Raw genomic sequence first — 17,562 nt, forward strand, 5'->3', positions numbered from 1 at the left:
ATCTAAATTCCAAAAACGTCTTTAGAATTTTGAGTCGTAATTTCTGCAATTTCTTGGTAAGAAAGTCCGTAAATATCTACCAATTTATCAACAACATTAGTAAGGTAAGCAGACTCATTTCTTTTTCCTCTAAATGGAGTAGGAGCCAAATAAGGTGCGTCTGTTTCTAAAACAATGTGTTTAATATCAATTTGGTTTAAAAATTTATCAATTTTACCATTTTTAAAAGTTGCAACACCACCAATTCCTAATTTCATATTGTAAGAAATGGCTTGTTGAGCTTGCTCTAATGTGCCAGTAAAACAATGAAAAATTCCTCTTAAATCATCACTTTTTTCTGATTCTAGCACTTCAAAAACTTCATCAAAAGCATTTCTACAATGTATATTTATAGGCATTTTCTTTTCTTTTGCCCACTGAATTTGCGTTCTAAAAGCCTCTTGTTGCTGTGTTGAAAAAGTTTTGTCCCAATACAAATCCATACCAATTTCGCCAATGGCATAGAATTGTTTTTTATCGATCCATTTTTTTACGTGGGCCAATTCTTCTAAGTAGTTTTCTTTAACAGAAGTTGGGTGTAAGCCCATCATTAAAAATACAGAATTCGGATTTTCTTTTTCTAAAGTTAGCATTTTGTCTGTATAATTAGAATCTATTGCAGGAATAAAAAAACGAGTAACACCAGCGTCTTTTGCGCGTTGAATCATTGCTTTTCTGTCTTCGTTAAATTGTTCTGAATATAAATGGGTATGCGTATCTGTAATCATTATTTAGGTCGATTTTCATCAACAAAATTAAGAATATTAGAGCGTATAAAATCAAAAGATGTCATCTTTATAATCTGTATCTTTGCAGAAAATATACAAAATGACTTTCCAAGATTTAGACTTATCAAATCAGTTACAATATGCTATTGACGATTTGGGTTTTACAACCCCAACTCCAATTCAAGAGCAAGCATTTTCTGTAGTAAGATCTGGTAAAGATGTTGTAGGAATTGCGCAAACAGGTACAGGAAAAACCTTTGCGTATATGATGCCAATTTTACGTGATTTAAAATTTTCGAAACAATTGCATCCAAGAGTTTTGGTTTTAGTACCCACTCGTGAATTGGTTTTGCAAGTTGTAGATGAAATTGAAAAATTATCAAAATACATTAATACAAGAGTTTTGGGTGTTTATGGTGGTGCAAATATCAACACACAAAAACAAGCCATTTTACAAGGTCAAGATATTATTGTGGCAACTCCTGGACGTTTGTACGATTTAGGTTTAAGTAATGCTTTAAAGCTAAAATCAATTCAGAAATTGGTAATTGATGAGGTAGATGTAATGTTAGATTTAGGTTTTCGTTTTCAGTTGATGAATATTTTTGATATTCTACCAGAAAGAAGACAAAACGTACTGTTTTCTGCAACTATGACAGAAGATGTAGATGCTTTAATTTACGATTTTTTTAAAAATCCGCAGAAAATATCTATTGCAGTTAGTGGAACTCCATTAGATAATATAGAGCAGGTTTCTTATAATATTCCCAATTTTTTTACCAAAGTAAACTTGTTAAATCATCTTTTAAGTGATAAAGAAACGTACAATAAGGTGTTAATATTTGTAGGTTTTAAAAGAACTGCAGATTATTTGTTTAAACATTTAGAAGAAGTTTTTGGTAGCGAAACTTGTGTAATACATTCTAATAAAACCCAGAATTACAGAATACGTTCTATTCGTCAGTTTGATGAAGGTAATAACCGAATTTTAGTAGCTACAGATGTTATGGCTCGTGGTTTAGATTTTGATAATGTGAGTCACGTTATTAATTTTGATACGCCAGATTTTCCTGAAAACTATATGCATAGAATAGGTAGAACTGGTAGAGCAGAAAAAGCGGGTAAAACAATTTTATTATCTACAGAAAAAGAGCAAAAACCTAAAGACGAAATAGAAACTTTAATGGATTATAAAATTCCAGTTTTAGAATTGCCAGAAGAAGTAGAAATTTCGAAATTATTAACGGAAGATGAACGACCAAGTGAAGATAGAGAACAATCTAAAAACAGAACAGGACAAGAATATGTGCCTGGCCCAGCTTTTCATGAAAAGAGTGAAAAGAATAGTAAAGTGAATTTAGGAGGTTCTTACAGAAGAGAAATTGCAAAGAAATATAAGAAGCCTAAAACAAGAGGAGATAAAAATTACAATAGACGAAATAAGAAGAAATAATGCAGATTTTAACAGCACAAGAATTGCATAATTTAGCGATGAATATTGTTGGTGAAAAGCTTACAAAAATGGGGTATGAGTTCCAATCCATTAATAGTCAGTTAAAAAGACACCCTCAGTTTGTGTTATTTAAAAAAGGAGAACCTACCATTTTTGTATTGGTAAAAGCTACAGATAACCTACATAACCCAAATGAATATGATACCTTTTGGATGGAAACTTTTATAAATCACGCAAAAAAACAAAATGCTAAAGTTTGGTTTGCAGGTGTAGGAATTGCAAATGCAGAAAGTGTTGAAAGCCCTGTTTTTAAAGACCAACCTTATTATGTGGCTTTTGAAGACTTTGTTAAAGTTTTGGAGTAGGTTTTTGTTAAATTGTCGTTATTCGATACTTTTAACGGTTCTTTTTTTTCGCATTCGTTTAGGACCGTACCAAAGCCAAAAACCAGTAATGGTAAAACTTATTAGCGCAAGTCCCATTACAGACGTATATATTAGTTTTATTTGTCCATTTGTTGTTTCAAAATACTTGTCAAGTATAGATCCATCATGGATGTTTTCAATATAATCAGAACGTCTTTGCCCAATATGTAATAATTGACCTGTTGCACCATCAAGTTGAATGCTCCAATAATGATCTTCAAAAATAAATTTTACCATACCTTTATTTTTTCTGATATCAATTCGATCTATTTTTGATGAGAGTTTAGGCGATATTGAATCGTGTAGGATTTTACAAGCATTTTTATGTAAACTATCTATTGGTAGCCAATTTTTAAGATCTATTGATGTTCCTTGGTAAGATTTTGATAAAATAATGCCATTACTATGCTTTTTCCAACCTAATAAAAGTCCGGTTACAGATATAAAAAAGAAAAAAATGAATAGTAAAGCACCTGTCTTTCTGTGAACTTTTCTAAAAATCCTTAATAATTTTGCTTGCTTTTGCCTTTTATTTTTAATGCCCATTGTTTTTCTTACGATTCTAAATCAGTAGCTGTTCAGCAATAATATAATTTATGGGTATTATTTTATGCAAATTAAAAGTTAAAAGAGTTCATTTTTTTAAGTTTAACTTTTAAAAACAAAAAAAAACCAACTTTTAAAGTTGGTTTTTAATAAGATATTAAAGAATAAAATTACTCTGCATCTTGCTCTAATAATTCAAAAAACTGATTTAATTTAGGCATAATAATAATTTTTGTTCTTCTATTTTTTGCTTTGTTTTCTTTAGTATCATTTTCTACTAAAGGTATATACTGACTTCTACCAGCTGCAATTAAACGTTGTGGTTGTACTCCGTATTTATATTGTAAAATACGAGTAATAGAAGTTGCTCTTAAAGCAGATAAATCCCAGTTATCTTGTATTATGTTTCTTTTAATTGGTGTAGAATCTGTGTGCCCTTCAATCATAACTTCCATTTCTGGTTGTCCTTTAATAACTTTGGCAATTTTCTCTAAAACTGTATAAGCGTTATCAGTTACATTATAACTACCGCTTTTAAATAAAAGTTTATCAGAAATAGAGATAAATACTACTGTTTTTTCTACATTTACAGTAATATCTTCATCTTGTATACCGTCTGTTAAATTCTTAGTTAAGTGAAATTTAATAGCAAGGTTTAAAGAATCTTTTTGAGTCATTGCTCTTCTAATACCGTTAATGTATTTATCTTTTTCGCTTAATTGAGCAATTACTTTGTTTATACCATCAGAAGATGATTTAGATAAAACTGTTAAGTTTTCAACTTGTTTTAAAGCATTTTTTTTGTCTTCTTTTAAAGAAGATACTTGCTCTGTAAGCGAAGATACTTGCGTGTTTTTTTTCTCTTGGTCTATCAAACATTTTTGTAAAGTTGTTTCAACTTTTAACAATTCATCTTTTGTTTTTGCGTGAGTAGATTCTAATTGTGCATACTGTTTTTTAGATACACAAGAACTTACTAAGATTACAGACAATATTAATAATGCTGTTATTTTTTTCATCATTTAAAAAATTAAATTCGACTACAAATTTAACAAAATCAGTAGATAATTAGTAGTATAAATACGATTTTGTGAAAATTTTATATACTATTTTTGCAAAAAAGAAGAAACAGATTTATGAAAGCAATACAGAATGTATTATTTTTTTTAGCCCTATTACTCTTTATCTCTTGTAAAAAAGAGATTAAAAACCAAGACTATATTTTAAAAGGTGGTGTTTTTGGAACCACTTATAAAATTACTTATTTAAATGCATCTAAAAATTATCAAAAATCTTTAGATAGTCTGTTTTTGGTGATTAATAATTCTGTATCAACTTATATTCCTACTTCAGATATATCCAAAGTAAATGCTGGGGAAAATAATGTAATTATTGATGATATTTTTACAGAAGTTTTTAAAAAATCGAAAAGAATACATAAAGAAACTAATGGTTTTTTTGATCCTACAGTGGGTAATTTGGTAAATGCATATGGTTTTGGCCCTAAAAAAGAAAAGATAAATCTAACAAGTAAAGAAATAGATAGCAGTATGCAATTTGTTGGTTTAGATAAAGTTGTTTTAAAAAATGGTACAATTGTAAAAGAAAAATCTCAGGTATATTTAGATTTTAATTCAATTGCTAAAGGTTTTGGAATAGATATTGTATCTCGTTTCTTTGATGCTAGGCAAATTGATAGTTACCTTATAGAAATTGGCGGAGAAATAAAAGCAAAAGGATTAAAAAATAACAAAGAACCTTGGATAATAAAATTAGTTAATCCTGTTAAAGCTGATGATAATGATGGTTTTAAAATAATAAACCTTTCTAATAAATCTATGGCAACTTCTGGCAATTATCGAAAGTTTAGAATTACAGATGATGGAAAAAAATATGTACACACCATAAACCCTAAAACTGGTTTAGCTACAGAGAGTAATTTATTAAGTGCTTCTGTAATTGCTGCATCAGATTGTGCAGATGTAGATGCTTATGCAACTGCTTTTATGGCTATGGGCTTAGAAAAAACAAAAGAATTTTTAGAGAAACATTCAGAAATTAAAGTAATTTTAATTTATGCAGATACAGATGGTTCTTTACTAGAATTTTCAACATACTAAATTATAATACAGGTCGTTAATTACTTAAATCGTTAACTTTTTATGCTTTTAAAAAATATAAACTTTAAACAACTATTATTTATTTTAATTATTTGTGTTTGCAGTAGTTTGCAAATAAATGCTCAATCGAACAAAAAAATAGCTTATTCATATATTAGAAAGGCCAATGCAGCTATAGAAAAAAGTATAGATTATGCAGAAGCGCTTATCAATTTTAATAAAGCTATGGAGTATATGGATGTTATTACAGATAAAAATGTAGCAAGTTTAGGTGCAAGATCTTATTACGAAATTCATCATACTCAAAGTACCATTCAAAGACAAATTCGATTTTTAGAAATTTCTAATAAATACTCTAAACAATATTTTTCACTCGCAAAAAATAAAAATTCTAATGATTATGAAGATAACTTAGAATTGTACACTCATGCAAAAAGCGATCTTAAAAAATTAAGATATGCCCTTAGAAGAAAGAGTATGGGTAAGTTTTAACCCCTAAATTTCAGCTTTTTTTTATTAAATTGTATATATTGCAAAAAATAAGAAAAAGGTTTATTTATGAAGAAAATTGTTGTTGTTATATGTTTATTAATGTTTGTTGTAACTGAAGCACAAACTAATAAAGATATTGCAAATGTGTATATTAGAAAAGCAAATGAAGTTTTAGCAGAAAGTATAGATTTTGAAACAGCCCTTACAATGTTTCAAAAAGCAATGAAATACACAGATACAATTTCAGATAAAAAAATAGCTTCTTTAGGAGCTTCTGTTTACTTCGAAACTTACCAAAAGCAACCAACTTTAAAAGACCAATTAGCTTTTTTAGAAAAAGCAAAATTTTACTCTAAACAATATTTTAATTTAAACGATGGTAAAAATAAGACCTCTGAAGATTTTATAAATAATTCCGATAATTATGTGTTTATATTAGAGAATATAGAAAGTATAAATGATAAATTAGATAAAATAGAACAAGATCGTTTAAAGAAAGAGAAAGAATTACGTAGAATAGATTCTCTAAAAACAGTTTGGAAAAATAAATCAGAAACTTTATCTATTAAAGTAGATAGTATTTATAATTTTAATAAAAATAAAGTTGCTTTATTTACAAAAGGTGCTTTTTTTGGTCTTATAAATGATAAAGGAGAAATACTTTTTGAAGCTAATGAATATAAAGAAGCTATTTCTTTTGATGGTTTTGTAATATTTAAAAATGAAGCTATTAACCCTACAAAATTGTATAGTTACAATACCAATAATAATGTAAATTTTCAAATACCTAGTATCTCTGATTTTAATACACTATCTACACATTATGGTAAAGTAATGTTACCTAGAGGAAATGGAAGGTTGGTAACCTATCCAAACAATTCGCATAATGCTTTTGTTTATGACCTTAATGTAAAAAAAACAATTAAGGTTGCAAATCTAGAAGATCTGCTTAAAAGACTAAAAAAGTTTGAAACTATAGGCAAATATAATAAAGACGAACAGGTTAAAATTGAAAAAGAATGGTATAATTTTGGAGGTCATTTAGGAGGAGGAATTCATCCTTTATATGGTGTAGAAGATTATGGTTTAAAAGGTTTTTTATGTTCTTTAGATGCTAGTTTTATAAGTACAAGTTCAGGCTATCAATACATAGGAGCTTTCCATAATAGTAAATATCAAGCATTAAAAGGTAATCAGGTTATATGGATAAACCAAAATGGTACAAAAGTAAATGCAGCTAAAGATGAAGCTGAAAAGTATTCTGGTAATTCAATTGTTAGTAAATTAGACAATGGTAATTATCAAATAACTCAAGAAGGAATAATTATTTTAGGGAAAGAGAGCTTAGTAAAAATGTCAGAATTTTTAAGAAGTTTTTCTAATTAATTTCTGTTATTTCTTATAACATACAGGTAATATTTCGCCTTTCATTAAGCAAAATCGTGTTACTTTTTCTTCGGATATTTTTTTGGTATAATCTATTTCATCAACTTTAAAACCTACAGAGCGTAGTCTGTTAAAGTAATCTTTTCCGTAAACTCTTACATGATCATATTGTCCGAAAATTTTAGCACGTTCTTTTTTATCTGTAATGGAATCATCTTCAAAAGTTGTTTCTCTAGATATATCTTGCGGAATTTGAAAAATACCAAATCCGCCTTTTTTTAAGACTCTATACAACTCCTGCATTGCTTTTTTATCATCAGGAATGTGCTCTAAAACGTGATTGCAAAAAACAACATCAAATTCATTGTCTTTAAAAGGTAAATCGCAAATATCTGCTTTAACATCTGCAATTGGCGATTCTAAATCAGAAGTAATGTAGTCTAGATTTTTCTGTTTTCTAAACAAATCTAAAAAACATTGTTCTGGGGCAATATGTAAAGTTTTTAATTTTTTGGTTGATGTAAAAAAGTTGGTTTCATCCTTTAAAAACAACCACATTAACCTATGCCTTTCTAATGATAAAGTTGATGGAGAAAGTGCATTTTCTCGCTGTTTACCATAACCATAAGGTAAAAATTTACGAAACGATTTGCCATCAATAGGATCTGTAAATTGATTTCCTTTTAAAGTTAATGCAATCATTGGACGCACTAAATAACTTGCTTTTATTAGCAAAGGTCTTGGAATTGTATTTAATATGGATTTAAAGATTTTGTTTGACACGGATTTCACAGATTTACACTGATAATAGCGTTATAAAATTACTCTTTTATATTTTAAACTATCTTCACCAAAATTAATTAGTAAACCCAATTTAAGACTAGAAACGGCTAAGTAGTTTAATGTTTGTTTAATATGAGAAGAGGTTAAACATTGCACAGCTTTAATCTCTAAAATTATTTTATCATTAATAATAAAATCTGCTCTATATTTATGAGGCAGTATATTTCCTTTATAACTGATACTGAATTTTTTCTCTTTTGAATATTTAATATTGTTATCAATCAACTCAATTTCAAGAGCATCACTATAAACAATCTCATTAAATCCTTTTCCTAATTGATTATGAACTTCCATACAAATACCTATAATTTTATAAGTTTCTTCTTTGTAAAGTAAATTGTTCATTTTCTTGAAATTAATTTATCCGTGAAAATCTGCGAAATTCGTGTCTAAATATTTTGTCGAAATTCGTCTTCCTCATCAGTAACAATACCTAAAGCTTCATTTACATATTTAAAAGTAGAAAGAAGTTCTGGTTTTCCGTTAACAATGGCAACATCATGCTCAAAATGTGCAGAAGGTTTGTTGTCTAAAGTAGTAATGGTCCAACCATCTGAATGTTGTCTTATTTTGTGAGTTCCCATATTTGTCATAGGTTCAATAGCTACAACCATACCTTCTACAAACTTTTTTCCTCTTCCTCTTCTACCATAATTTGGCATTTCTGGGTCTTCATGCATTTTTCTACCTAAGCCATGACCTACCAATTCTCTAACTACTCCATAACCGTGTTTCTCAGTAAAATTCTGAATAGCATAACCAACATCTCCAACTCTTTTGCCTACTTTAAATTCTCTAATACCAACGTATAAACTCTCTTTGGTAACTTCTAATAATTTTTTGGTTTCAGCATCAATTTCACCAACAGCAAAAGTATAAGCATGATCACCATAAAATCCATTTTTTAACGCACCACAATCTATAGAAATAATATCGCCTTCTTGTAGAGGTTCGTTTGTTGGGAATCCATGAACAACCTGAGAATTAGGACTCATACAAAGTGTATTCGGAAAATCGTACAAACCTAAAAAACCAGGAATAGCACCTTGTTCTCTAATAAAATCTTCTGCAAGTTTATCTAAATATAAAGTAGTTACGCCAGGTTTTACTTCTTTGGCTAACATTCCTAAAGTTTTAGAAACTATTAATGCACTTTCGCGCATAATTTCTATTTCTTCTCTGGTTTTAATATGAATCATTCTCTAATAATTGAAATGCAAAGTTACTACAATTATTAATAATTATATGCTGATGTAACTCAAGTAAAAAAGCAATTTATTGTTAAAAAAGAAAACACGAATTTCAAAGATTTTTGTTGATCTATGAAATTCGTGTTAGAAATTTATCTACTAAAATAGCAGTTATTCGCTCTTATCGTAAGAATGTTTATAAGGTGCTCCTGTAACTATTTTTAAAATGTCTTTTTCAAGATTTTCTCTAGGGTATTCTACATAACGTCCTACTTCTTTACCTTCTTTATAAAAAATAAAAGTTGGTACTCTAATTATGTTATAACCTTCTTGTAAATTATCTGGTGTTTTTTTGTTTCTACCTACAGTAACTAATTCAAAATAATTTAAATCGAAACCAGTTTCTTCTAAAATTTTGTAAAAACGTGGAGTTTCTCTTTTGCTGTCTCCACACCAAGTACCCATAAAACCTTTAATGGTAAAATCATTAATAATAGGTTTTAGTTTTTCTATAATTTCTTTATTGGTATTATACTCACTATATCTGCTGTTAAACCAAGATTTATAAGAAGCATCTGCAAAAGAATTTTTATCTGCAAAACCAATTAAATAACCTCTATCGTTTTTAGTGGCATTTGCATTTTTGGCTTTTACTTTAATGTATTCTTTAGCTTTTACAATTTTTTCTGCTACTTCTGTTTCTTTGTTTTCTACAGTAGATTTACTTGAATTACAAGCAAAAATAATAGTAGTTAAAAATATAAATATGATTTTCTTAAGCATTATAAAAGTGATTTTTGTGTCATTTCTTTTGGTTGATTTACACCCATTAAATCTAAAATAGTTGGAGCAATATCACCTAAAATTCCGCTTTTAATTGATTTTATTTCATCATCAATTAAAATAAAAGGAACAGGATTTGTTGTGTGTGCTGTATGAGGAGATCCATCAGGGTTCATCATTGTCTCACAGTTTCCATGATCTGCAATTAGTAAAGTAGAATAACCATTGGCTAAACCAGTTTCTATAACTTCTTTGGCACAAATATCTACAGTTTCACAAGCTTTAATGGCTGCTTCCATAATTCCTGTATGCCCAACCATATCTCCATTTGCAAAATTTAAACAAACAAAATCTGCTTCACCTTTTTCTAAATCTTCGCAAAGAGCATCTTTTAATTCATAAGCAGACATTTCTGGTTTTAAATCGTAAGTAGCTACTTTTGGCGAATTTCTTAATATTCGAGATTCACCTTCAAAAGGTTCTTCTTGTCCTCCAGAAAAGAAAAATGTAACGTGTGGATATTTCTCAGTTTCAGCAATTCTGATTTGTTTTTTGCCAGCTGCAGATAATACTTCTCCTAAAGTATTTTTGATATTATCGTTATTATAAATTACATTAATCCCTTTAAAAGAAGAATCATACATTGTAATTGTTGTGTAGTATAAGTCTAATTTTTTCATTCCGAATTCTGGGAAATCATTCTGACTTAAAACGTTTGTTAATTCTCTACCTCTATCTGTTCTGTAGTTAAAGAAAATAATAGCATCACCTTCTTTTATTTGTGCTTTTGGAGACCCGTCTTCATTTGTAATAATGATTGGTTTGTGAAATTCATCAGTTAAACCAGCTTCATAATTCGCATTTAAAGTTGCAATAGCATCTGTAGTTTTTGTACCAATTCCATTTACTAAACCATCATAAGTTTCTTTAATACGTTCCCATCTATTGTCTCTATCCATTGCGTAATAACGACCTGTAATTGATGCTAATTCACCAACACTTTTTGTCATATACTCTTGCACATCATTAATGAAATATGTTCCTGATTTTGGGTCACAATCTCTACCATCAGTAAAAGCATGTAAGAAAACATTAGTAACATCATTTTCTTTAGCAACATCTAATAAACCTTTTAAATGATCTATGTGTGCATGAATTCCTCCATTAGAAACCAAGCCTAATAAATGAACATTTTTGTTGTTTTCTTTGGCATATTTAAAAGTATCTAATAATACTTTTTCTTTACCTAAGGTTTTTTCTTTAACAGCTTTGTTAATTCTAGCTAAATTCTGGTATACAATTCTACCAGCACCTAAATTCATATGGCCAACTTCTGAATTACCCATTTGTCCTTCAGGTAAACCAACGTGCTCACCATCTGTTCTTAATTGTGCATTCGGATATTTGTCATATAAAGAATTGATATATGGCGTTTTTGCGTTGTATATGGCAGATACTTTTGGGTCTTGTGTAATTCCCCAACCATCTAATATCATTAAGATAACCTTCTTGTTCATTTTATAGTTTTATAACGTAAAAATAAGAAAGATTTTGGAGATATTTTTAAAATTCTACGAAACCGATAAAGTTGAGAATAAACTAATATTTAACTGTGATAATAGTGATATTAACATAAATTTAGTTTTTTTTTAGATAAAATATAGGAATGCGTTAAACGCTTGTTAAATGAATTAAAGTTCTGAAACATAGTTGGTTTAGTTTGGTCTATTAAATATATACAAACAACCATAAATTATATAATAACCTAAAAACTTATCTATTATGAAAAAAATAATCTTAAGCACATTTATCTGCTTATTCGTATTCTCAAGTTCAAGTAACGCAACTTCTTTAGATTTAAATAAGCAAACTGTTGCATCAGCAAAATTTGGTTATGCAGTAAACTCATTTTGTAAATTAATACAAATGGGAAATTACGATGCTGTAAAAGCACTTATTGAAGCTGGTCATAATGTTAATAAAAAATCTACAGGTTTAACTCCGTTAATGTTTGCTGCTAGATATAATAAATCTAAAATTGCAAAATTATTAATTGATAATGGAGCAAAATTAGATACAAAATCTGACAAGGCTTTAAAAATGACAGCTTTACAAATTGCAAAACAGTCTAAAGCAGTAGATGTAGTAAAGGTGATTAAAGCTGCTTACAGGAAATAGAAATTAGTTGTGACGTCTTAAAATAGTGTTACAAAATTAATAAATTAAAGGTAGTGATTTTTTATCACTGCCTTTTTTTGTTTAAAATTTTACAAAGCCGATAACGTAAATGACGATTATTAAAAGACAAGTAGAAATAATAGCAAATCTCCTTAATCTTTTTCTGTTTTCTGATTGTAGCTTTTCTCTTATTCTTTTGAGTTGTGCTGGTGTAGATTTTTTAGAAAAAGAAACTTGAATGTTTTTACCTTCTTTAAAATCTTTCATTTTTTTAAAAGTAGAAACACGTGTTCTTTTGTTATTTTTTAAACTTGTAATCATTGCTGCTGCAGAACCTCCAAAACCCATAATAGTATCTATTTTTATTATAGGTAGTAAAAAATGATTAAATGTTACAATTGTGTTATTATTAAATAATTGATTGTTTTGGTTTAAAATAAATTTTAAATAGGATAAAACTGTTCATTAATTACAAATTCCGTAATTTTATAAGATAATATTTTTAAGTATCTAGAACAAAATTAAATGTAAAAATGAATGAAGTAACCCAAAAACTGCCTAAACATTTGCATAAATTTATTGTAAAGCAACCTTATGATGAATATACAGCACAAAACCAAGCAGTTTGGAGATATGTAATGCGAATGAATATAGATTATTTAAGCAAGGTTGCACATAAATCATACATGCCTGGTTTGCAAAAAACAGGAATTTCTACAGAAAATATTCCAAGAATGGAGGGGATGAATCGTATTTTAAAAGAAATTGGTTGGGCAGCAGTTTCTGTGGATGGTTTTATTCCTCCAAATGCTTTTATGGAATTCCAAGCCTATAATGTTTTGGTAATTGCTTCAGATATGAGAACAATAAATCATATAGAATATACACCTGCACCAGATATTATTCACGAAGCTGCAGGTCATGCACCAATTATTGCAAATCCAGAATATGCTGAGTATTTAAGACGTTTTGGAGAAATTGGTAGCAAAGCCATATCATCTGCTAAAGATTATGAAATGTATGAAGCCATCCGACTTTTGTCTATATTAAAAGAAGACCCAAATTCTACAGCGTTGCAAGTTAAAGAAGCGCAAAAAAAAGTAGAAGAATTACAAGATAATATGGAAGAATTATCAGAAATGGCTAAAATTAGAAATTTACATTGGTGGTCTGTAGAATATGGTTTAATTGGTTCTTTGAATGATCCTAAAATTTATGGAGCAGGACTTTTATCATCTATTGGAGAAAGTGCTTGGTGTATGCAAAATGAAGTAAAAAAACTGCCTTACTCTATAGAAGCTGCCACTAAGAATTTCGATATTACTAAACCACAACCTCAATTATTTGTAACTCCAGATTTTGCTTATTTAAGTTTGGTTTTAGATGAGTTTGCAAACACAATGGCCCTGAGAAATGGAGGTTTAAATGGAATTGTAAAATTAATAGATTCTAAAAATATTGGTACTATAGAGTTAACAACAGGAGTTCAGATTTCTGGAAATTTTGATAGCGTTATTCAATTTAAAAATAACAAAGTGGCTTATTTTCAAACTATTGGTAAAACAGCTTTGTCTAATAGAGACAAAGAATTAATTGGTCATGGAACAACAAAACATGCTAATGGTTTTGGTAGCCCAATTGGTAAATTAAAAGGAATTAATTTGCCAATAGAAGACATGAGTCCTAGAGATTTAAAAGCTTACGGAATTTACGAAGGTGAGTTTATGACGTTAGAGTTCGAAAGTGGAGTAGTAGTAAAAGGAAAAGCAATAACAGGTACTAGAGATTTAAGAGGTAAAATTTTAATAATCACATTTGCGAATTGCACAGTAACTTATAAAGAAAAAACGCTCTTTCAGCCAGAATGGGGTTTATATGATATGGCTGTTGGTAAAGAAGTAATTTCTGCTTATGCTGGTCCTGCAGATGTTGGCTCTTTTGAAGATACAAGTAAAGTTTCTGAAGTTAAAACACACAAAATAAGCTATTCAGAAAATGAGAAAGCATTGTATTTTTTATACAACCAAGTAAAAGAAATGAGAGAAGGTAATACAGTATCAGAATTAAAAATAACAGAAATTTTTAATCAGTTAAAAACTAAATTTTCTAAGGATTGGTTATTGATTTTAGAGCTCTATGAATTAGCTTTGCAAAATAATTACAAGATTAAATCTGAAATTTTAGCAACATTACATCAGTTAAAGTGTAACAAAAGCTACACAAGGTTAATAGAAAATGGATTAGCTTTGTGCTAAAATTAAGAGATATTATGGGGTTATTTAACTTGTTTAAAAGAAAAAATATGAGTGCAGAAATTAAAGAATATTTAGAAAAAGGAGCAGTTGTTTTAGATGTAAGAACAGTAGAAGAGTGGAATGAAGGCCACTCAGAAGGTGCTAAACACATTGTATTACAAACAATTCCTGATAATGTAGATGAAATAAAAGCATGGAACAAACCTGTAATTGCTGTTTGTAGAAGTGGTGCAAGAAGTGGGCAAGCTACACAGTTTTTACAAAACCATGGCGTAGATGTTATTAATGGTGGTCCTTGGGGAAATGTAGACGAACTTTTATAAAAGTAATCTAAATTAGGTTACTTTTTTTAGCTTTCATTACAGCCTCTACTTTACTATGTACTTGTAGTTTTTTATATATGTTTTCTATATGTTTTCTTACAGTAGAAGGAGATATATTTAAATTATCTGAAATAGAATTATAGTTTAATCCTTTACTTAACTGAATTAGTATTTCTGTTTCTCTTTTGGTTAATTTTATATCGCTTTCGGCAGTGTTTATTGTTGCTGTAAATTCTGGATTACGTAATAAATTTAAAGTTTTTAGAGCAATACTTGGCGTCATTGGAGCACCACCTTTGGTAACTTCTAAAACACTTTTATGAAGCTTTTCTGCGTCTATTTCTTTTAATAAATAGCCATTTGCACCAGCTTTTATAGCGTTAAAAACATATTCATCATCATCTACAACAGTTAACATTATTATCTTTATTTGAGGGTATTTGTTTTTAACCAATTCTGTAGCTTTAATGCCATCCATTACTGGCATTTGAATATCCATTAAAACAACATCTACATTGTGGTTTTCTTCAAGCTTACCAATTAATTCAGCTCCATTTTTAGCATCAAACTTTACAGTAATATCATCAAAAAAAGATAGTTTTTCTTTGATTGCTTTAGTTAAAAAATAATTGTCTTCTGCAATACAGATTTTCAGTTTCATAGGTAGCTTTATTTATTTTTAAACGTTAAATACTTTTTAAAGATTTTACGGTTAACTTAATTTCTGTGCCAATTTTTGGTTTAGAGATAATAGTAACTTTTCCATCAATTTCACTCATCCTTTTTTCCATGTTAGATAAGCCATTGCCTAAATGCACTGTATTTAAATCAAAACCTTTACCATCATCAATTATAGAAATTGTACAATAATTGTTTGTTTCAGAAAGTGAAATTTTTATGTTTTTAGCATCAGCATACTTAATTGAATTATTAATGGCTTCTTGAATTACTCTAAAAACATTCATGCCAGTTAAAGATGAAAAATTAGAGTTTTTATCAATATTAAAGCCAATTTCAAATTCAGTTTTATCAACTGCATTTTTAGCTTTTTCTATAAATGATAAAACTCTAGTATGTAAATCTTCTACAGAAATTTGACTTTTATTCATTGCCCAAATTGTATCTCTTAGTTGATGAATTGTATCACCTGTAAAAGAGCTAATATTAGTTAATTTGTCTTTCAGTTTAGTGCTTGCATCTTTAGAAATATATTTTAAATTGTCTATAGATGAAATAATAAAAGTGAGTTGAGATCCAATATTATCGTGTAAATCTCTTGATATTCTTAAACGTTGTTCTTGTAATCTATTTTGAGTTTTTATTTTAGAAAGTGCTTCTTTTAAATTAATTTCTTTTTGTAATTGTTTTCTTTTAAATTGATTTTTTTTATAAACTCCAAAAAAGATGATACCCAAAATTATAACTGTAAATATTAAAATAATTAGATATAAAGTTCTGTTTTTAAGAGCTAATTCTTGTGCTAAAAGTTGTTTTCTTTGAACTATTATTTCTTTCTCTTTCTTTTCTGTTTTGTATTTTATTTCGAAATCAGAAATTTTTTCTTTGAGGGTGTTTTTAGTTAAATCCTTTTCAATATCATATTGTTTTTTAAAATATTGATACGCTTTTGTAAACTGTTTTTTTTCTGCATACAAAGAAGATAAGTTTTTGTAAACACTTGCATTATCTGATGGATTATTAGCTTTTTCTATAATTGGTAAAGCTTGTAGTAGATAATTTTCTGCAATATTTAGATTTTTAAGTTTTAAATAATTTACACCTAAATTTAAATATGTAATTCTTAAAGTTTGATTATCGTTTGCTTTTATAGCATCTGGTAGTATAGATTTATAAATTTCAATAGCTTTTTTTGGTTGATTTCTTACAGTTGCTAGTTGGGCAATTCCTGTTTTGTTAAATAATATAACTTTACCATAATTTATAGTATTGGCTATATTTAAAGACTTCTGATAATAATTTTCTGCTTTGCTATAAAAAGTAGTGTCATTCTCTTGCTCTCCAATTTCTTTATACATGCCTGCAACATTGTACAAACTGTTGGCAACATCAATTTGGCTAGTTCCATTTTTTTTAATTTCTAAAGCATTTAGATAAAATTCCAGCGCTTTTTCATATTCTTTCATGTCTTCGTAAATCAAACCTATATTGTTAAAAGATTTACCAAGAGCAGTAGAATCATTTAGTTTTTCTGCTAAAGAAATGGCTTTTTTATGCACATCTAAAGAGGCTTCAGCTTTTCCTAAATAAGACATTGCAAGTGCTTTATTGTTCAAAAATCGTAGTTGATCTTCATTTATATTTTCTTTTTCTGCCAATTCTAAAGCTTTAGAGAAATTGTTTAAAGCACCTTTAAAATCACCTTTGTAAAAATGTAACACTCCAAAATCTCCATAATATTTGCTGTATAATTGGTAGTTGTAGTTTTCTTTTAATTTTGCCCAAGCTTTATTGTAGTTTTCTTCAGATTTGTTATAATCTCCTTTAACAATATAAAATTGTGCATATTTTAGAATTGCATTTATATAAGTTTTTTCTAAACTTGGTTTGTTTTTGGTTAGCTGTACTACTTCCTTAATATAATATTCTGAAGAATCTTTATTTTGATTAAAATAATTATCGATCAATAACATCATTGTGTTTGCTTTTTTGTCAATTTCTGATGTTGTTTTTAAGCTTTTTTTCAAGCTATCAATTTTTGTAGTTTGAGCTAAATTGATAGAACTATAGATTAGCAGTAATTGAAGAATAATGGTTTTAATTTTTTTCATAAAACAATAAGT

At 28.4% G+C, this 17,562-nt stretch carries 19 protein-coding genes; 8 read left to right on the plus strand and 11 right to left on the minus strand.

Annotated features, from left to right (window positions below; all coding sequences use genetic code 11):
- Nucleotides 1–2 precede the first annotated feature (2 nt).
- Complete coding sequence (locus KO506_RS02340) at nt 3–767, minus strand: TatD family hydrolase (protein WP_215993289.1); 765 nt, start codon at nt 765–767, stop codon at nt 3–5.
- A gap of 100 nt (nt 768–867) precedes the next feature.
- Here KO506_RS02340 and KO506_RS02345 point away from each other — a divergent pair, with 100 nt between their 5' ends.
- Both KO506_RS02345 and KO506_RS02350 read left to right on the plus strand, forming a co-directional pair.
- Entirely contained in the window at nt 868–2,220 is a 1,353-nt protein-coding gene (locus tag KO506_RS02345) for a DEAD/DEAH box helicase (RefSeq protein WP_215993290.1), read from the plus strand.
- Nucleotides 2,220–2,585: a Na(+)-translocating NADH-quinone reductase subunit F gene (locus tag KO506_RS02350; protein ID WP_215993291.1), complete on the plus strand. Its 366-nt coding sequence runs from the start codon at nt 2,220–2,222 to the stop codon at nt 2,583–2,585. The genes KO506_RS02345 and KO506_RS02350 overlap by 1 nt, the downstream gene beginning before the upstream one ends.
- 18 nt (nt 2,586–2,603) lie before the next feature.
- Here KO506_RS02350 and KO506_RS02355 read toward each other — a convergent pair whose 3' ends face one another.
- Together KO506_RS02355 and KO506_RS02360 are read right to left on the minus strand one after the other, a co-directional pair.
- Nucleotides 2,604–3,191 (minus strand): PepSY domain-containing protein, encoded by a 588-nt coding sequence (locus KO506_RS02355; protein WP_215993292.1) that lies wholly within the window; start codon nt 3,189–3,191, stop codon nt 2,604–2,606.
- Between the two features lie 170 nt (nt 3,192–3,361).
- Nucleotides 3,362–4,213, minus strand: coding sequence for an OmpA/MotB family protein (locus tag KO506_RS02360; protein ID WP_252726755.1), 852 nt, complete (start codon nt 4,211–4,213; stop codon nt 3,362–3,364).
- 114 nt (nt 4,214–4,327) lie between these two features.
- On the opposite strand from KO506_RS02360, the gene KO506_RS02365 reads away from it, so the two are divergent.
- The 3 genes from KO506_RS02365 (at nt 4,328) to KO506_RS02375 (ending at nt 7,189) form a co-directional block, all read left to right on the plus strand.
- Nucleotides 4,328–5,311, plus strand: a complete 984-nt coding sequence (locus tag KO506_RS02365) for an FAD:protein FMN transferase (protein ID WP_215993293.1) — start codon at nt 4,328–4,330, stop codon at nt 5,309–5,311.
- A 42-nt stretch (nt 5,312–5,353) separates the two neighbouring features.
- The gene (locus KO506_RS02370; protein WP_215993294.1) at nt 5,354–5,803 is read left to right on the plus strand and encodes a hypothetical protein; all 450 of its coding nucleotides are present in this window, start codon (nt 5,354–5,356) and stop codon (nt 5,801–5,803) included.
- Nucleotides 5,804–5,869: 66 nt separating this feature from the next.
- Nucleotides 5,870–7,189, plus strand: coding sequence for a hypothetical protein (locus tag KO506_RS02375; RefSeq protein WP_215993295.1), 1,320 nt, complete (start codon nt 5,870–5,872; stop codon nt 7,187–7,189).
- Between the two features lie 6 nt (nt 7,190–7,195).
- On the opposite strand, the gene KO506_RS02380 is transcribed toward KO506_RS02375, so the two are convergent.
- The 5 genes from KO506_RS02380 to gpmI all read right to left on the minus strand — a co-directional run bounded on the left by KO506_RS02380 (nt 7,196) and on the right by gpmI (nt 11,522).
- Complete coding sequence (locus tag KO506_RS02380) at nt 7,196–7,972, minus strand: class I SAM-dependent methyltransferase (RefSeq protein WP_215993296.1); 777 nt, start codon at nt 7,970–7,972, stop codon at nt 7,196–7,198.
- Between the two features lie 30 nt (nt 7,973–8,002).
- Nucleotides 8,003–8,377 carry a GxxExxY protein gene (locus KO506_RS02385; protein WP_215993297.1) on the minus strand — a complete coding sequence of 125 codons (375 nt, stop codon included), beginning with the start codon at nt 8,375–8,377 and terminating at the stop codon, nt 8,003–8,005.
- 44 nt (nt 8,378–8,421) lie between these two features.
- Nucleotides 8,422–9,231 carry a type I methionyl aminopeptidase gene (map, locus tag KO506_RS02390; RefSeq protein WP_215993298.1) on the minus strand — a complete coding sequence of 270 codons (810 nt, stop codon included), beginning with the start codon at nt 9,229–9,231 and terminating at the stop codon, nt 8,422–8,424.
- A 162-nt stretch (nt 9,232–9,393) separates the two neighbouring features.
- Nucleotides 9,394–10,005 (minus strand): thioredoxin family protein, encoded by a 612-nt coding sequence (locus KO506_RS02395; RefSeq protein WP_215993299.1) that lies wholly within the window; start codon nt 10,003–10,005, stop codon nt 9,394–9,396.
- On the minus strand, nt 10,005–11,522 hold the full coding sequence (gene gpmI / locus KO506_RS02400) for a 2,3-bisphosphoglycerate-independent phosphoglycerate mutase (protein WP_215993300.1): 1,518 nt from the start codon (nt 11,520–11,522) through the stop codon (nt 10,005–10,007). The genes KO506_RS02395 and gpmI overlap by 1 nt, the downstream gene beginning before the upstream one ends.
- A gap of 265 nt (nt 11,523–11,787) precedes the next feature.
- Here gpmI and KO506_RS02405 point away from each other — a divergent pair, with 265 nt between their 5' ends.
- A complete protein-coding gene (locus tag KO506_RS02405; RefSeq protein WP_215993301.1) occupies nt 11,788–12,183 on the plus strand; it encodes an ankyrin repeat domain-containing protein in 396 nt (131 codons plus the stop codon).
- An 81-nt stretch (nt 12,184–12,264) separates the two neighbouring features.
- Here KO506_RS02405 and KO506_RS02410 read toward each other — a convergent pair whose 3' ends face one another.
- Nucleotides 12,265–12,531: a hypothetical protein gene (locus KO506_RS02410; protein ID WP_215993302.1), complete on the minus strand. Its 267-nt coding sequence runs from the start codon at nt 12,529–12,531 to the stop codon at nt 12,265–12,267.
- Nucleotides 12,532–12,716: 185 nt separating this feature from the next.
- Between KO506_RS02410 and KO506_RS02415 the strand changes: the two genes are divergently transcribed.
- Together KO506_RS02415 and KO506_RS02420 are read left to right on the plus strand one after the other, a co-directional pair.
- On the plus strand, nt 12,717–14,438 hold the full coding sequence (locus KO506_RS02415; RefSeq protein ID WP_215993303.1) for an aromatic amino acid hydroxylase: 1,722 nt from the start codon (nt 12,717–12,719) through the stop codon (nt 14,436–14,438).
- Between the two features lie 47 nt (nt 14,439–14,485).
- Nucleotides 14,486–14,761 (plus strand): rhodanese-like domain-containing protein, encoded by a 276-nt coding sequence (locus tag KO506_RS02420; RefSeq protein WP_215993304.1) that lies wholly within the window; start codon nt 14,486–14,488, stop codon nt 14,759–14,761.
- A gap of 7 nt (nt 14,762–14,768) precedes the next feature.
- Here the strand turns inward: KO506_RS02420 and KO506_RS02425 are convergent, their stop codons facing one another.
- Both KO506_RS02425 and KO506_RS02430 read right to left on the minus strand, forming a co-directional pair.
- Nucleotides 14,769–15,422, minus strand: coding sequence for a response regulator transcription factor (locus KO506_RS02425; RefSeq protein WP_215993305.1), 654 nt, complete (start codon nt 15,420–15,422; stop codon nt 14,769–14,771).
- A 25-nt stretch (nt 15,423–15,447) separates the two neighbouring features.
- On the minus strand, nt 15,448–17,550 hold the full coding sequence (locus KO506_RS02430; RefSeq protein WP_215993306.1) for a tetratricopeptide repeat protein: 2,103 nt from the start codon (nt 17,548–17,550) through the stop codon (nt 15,448–15,450).
- Nucleotides 17,551–17,562 lie beyond the last annotated feature (12 nt).

This window comes from Polaribacter vadi (assembly GCF_018861005.1).
GTDB lineage: Bacteria > Bacteroidota > Bacteroidia > Flavobacteriales > Flavobacteriaceae > Polaribacter > Polaribacter vadi_A.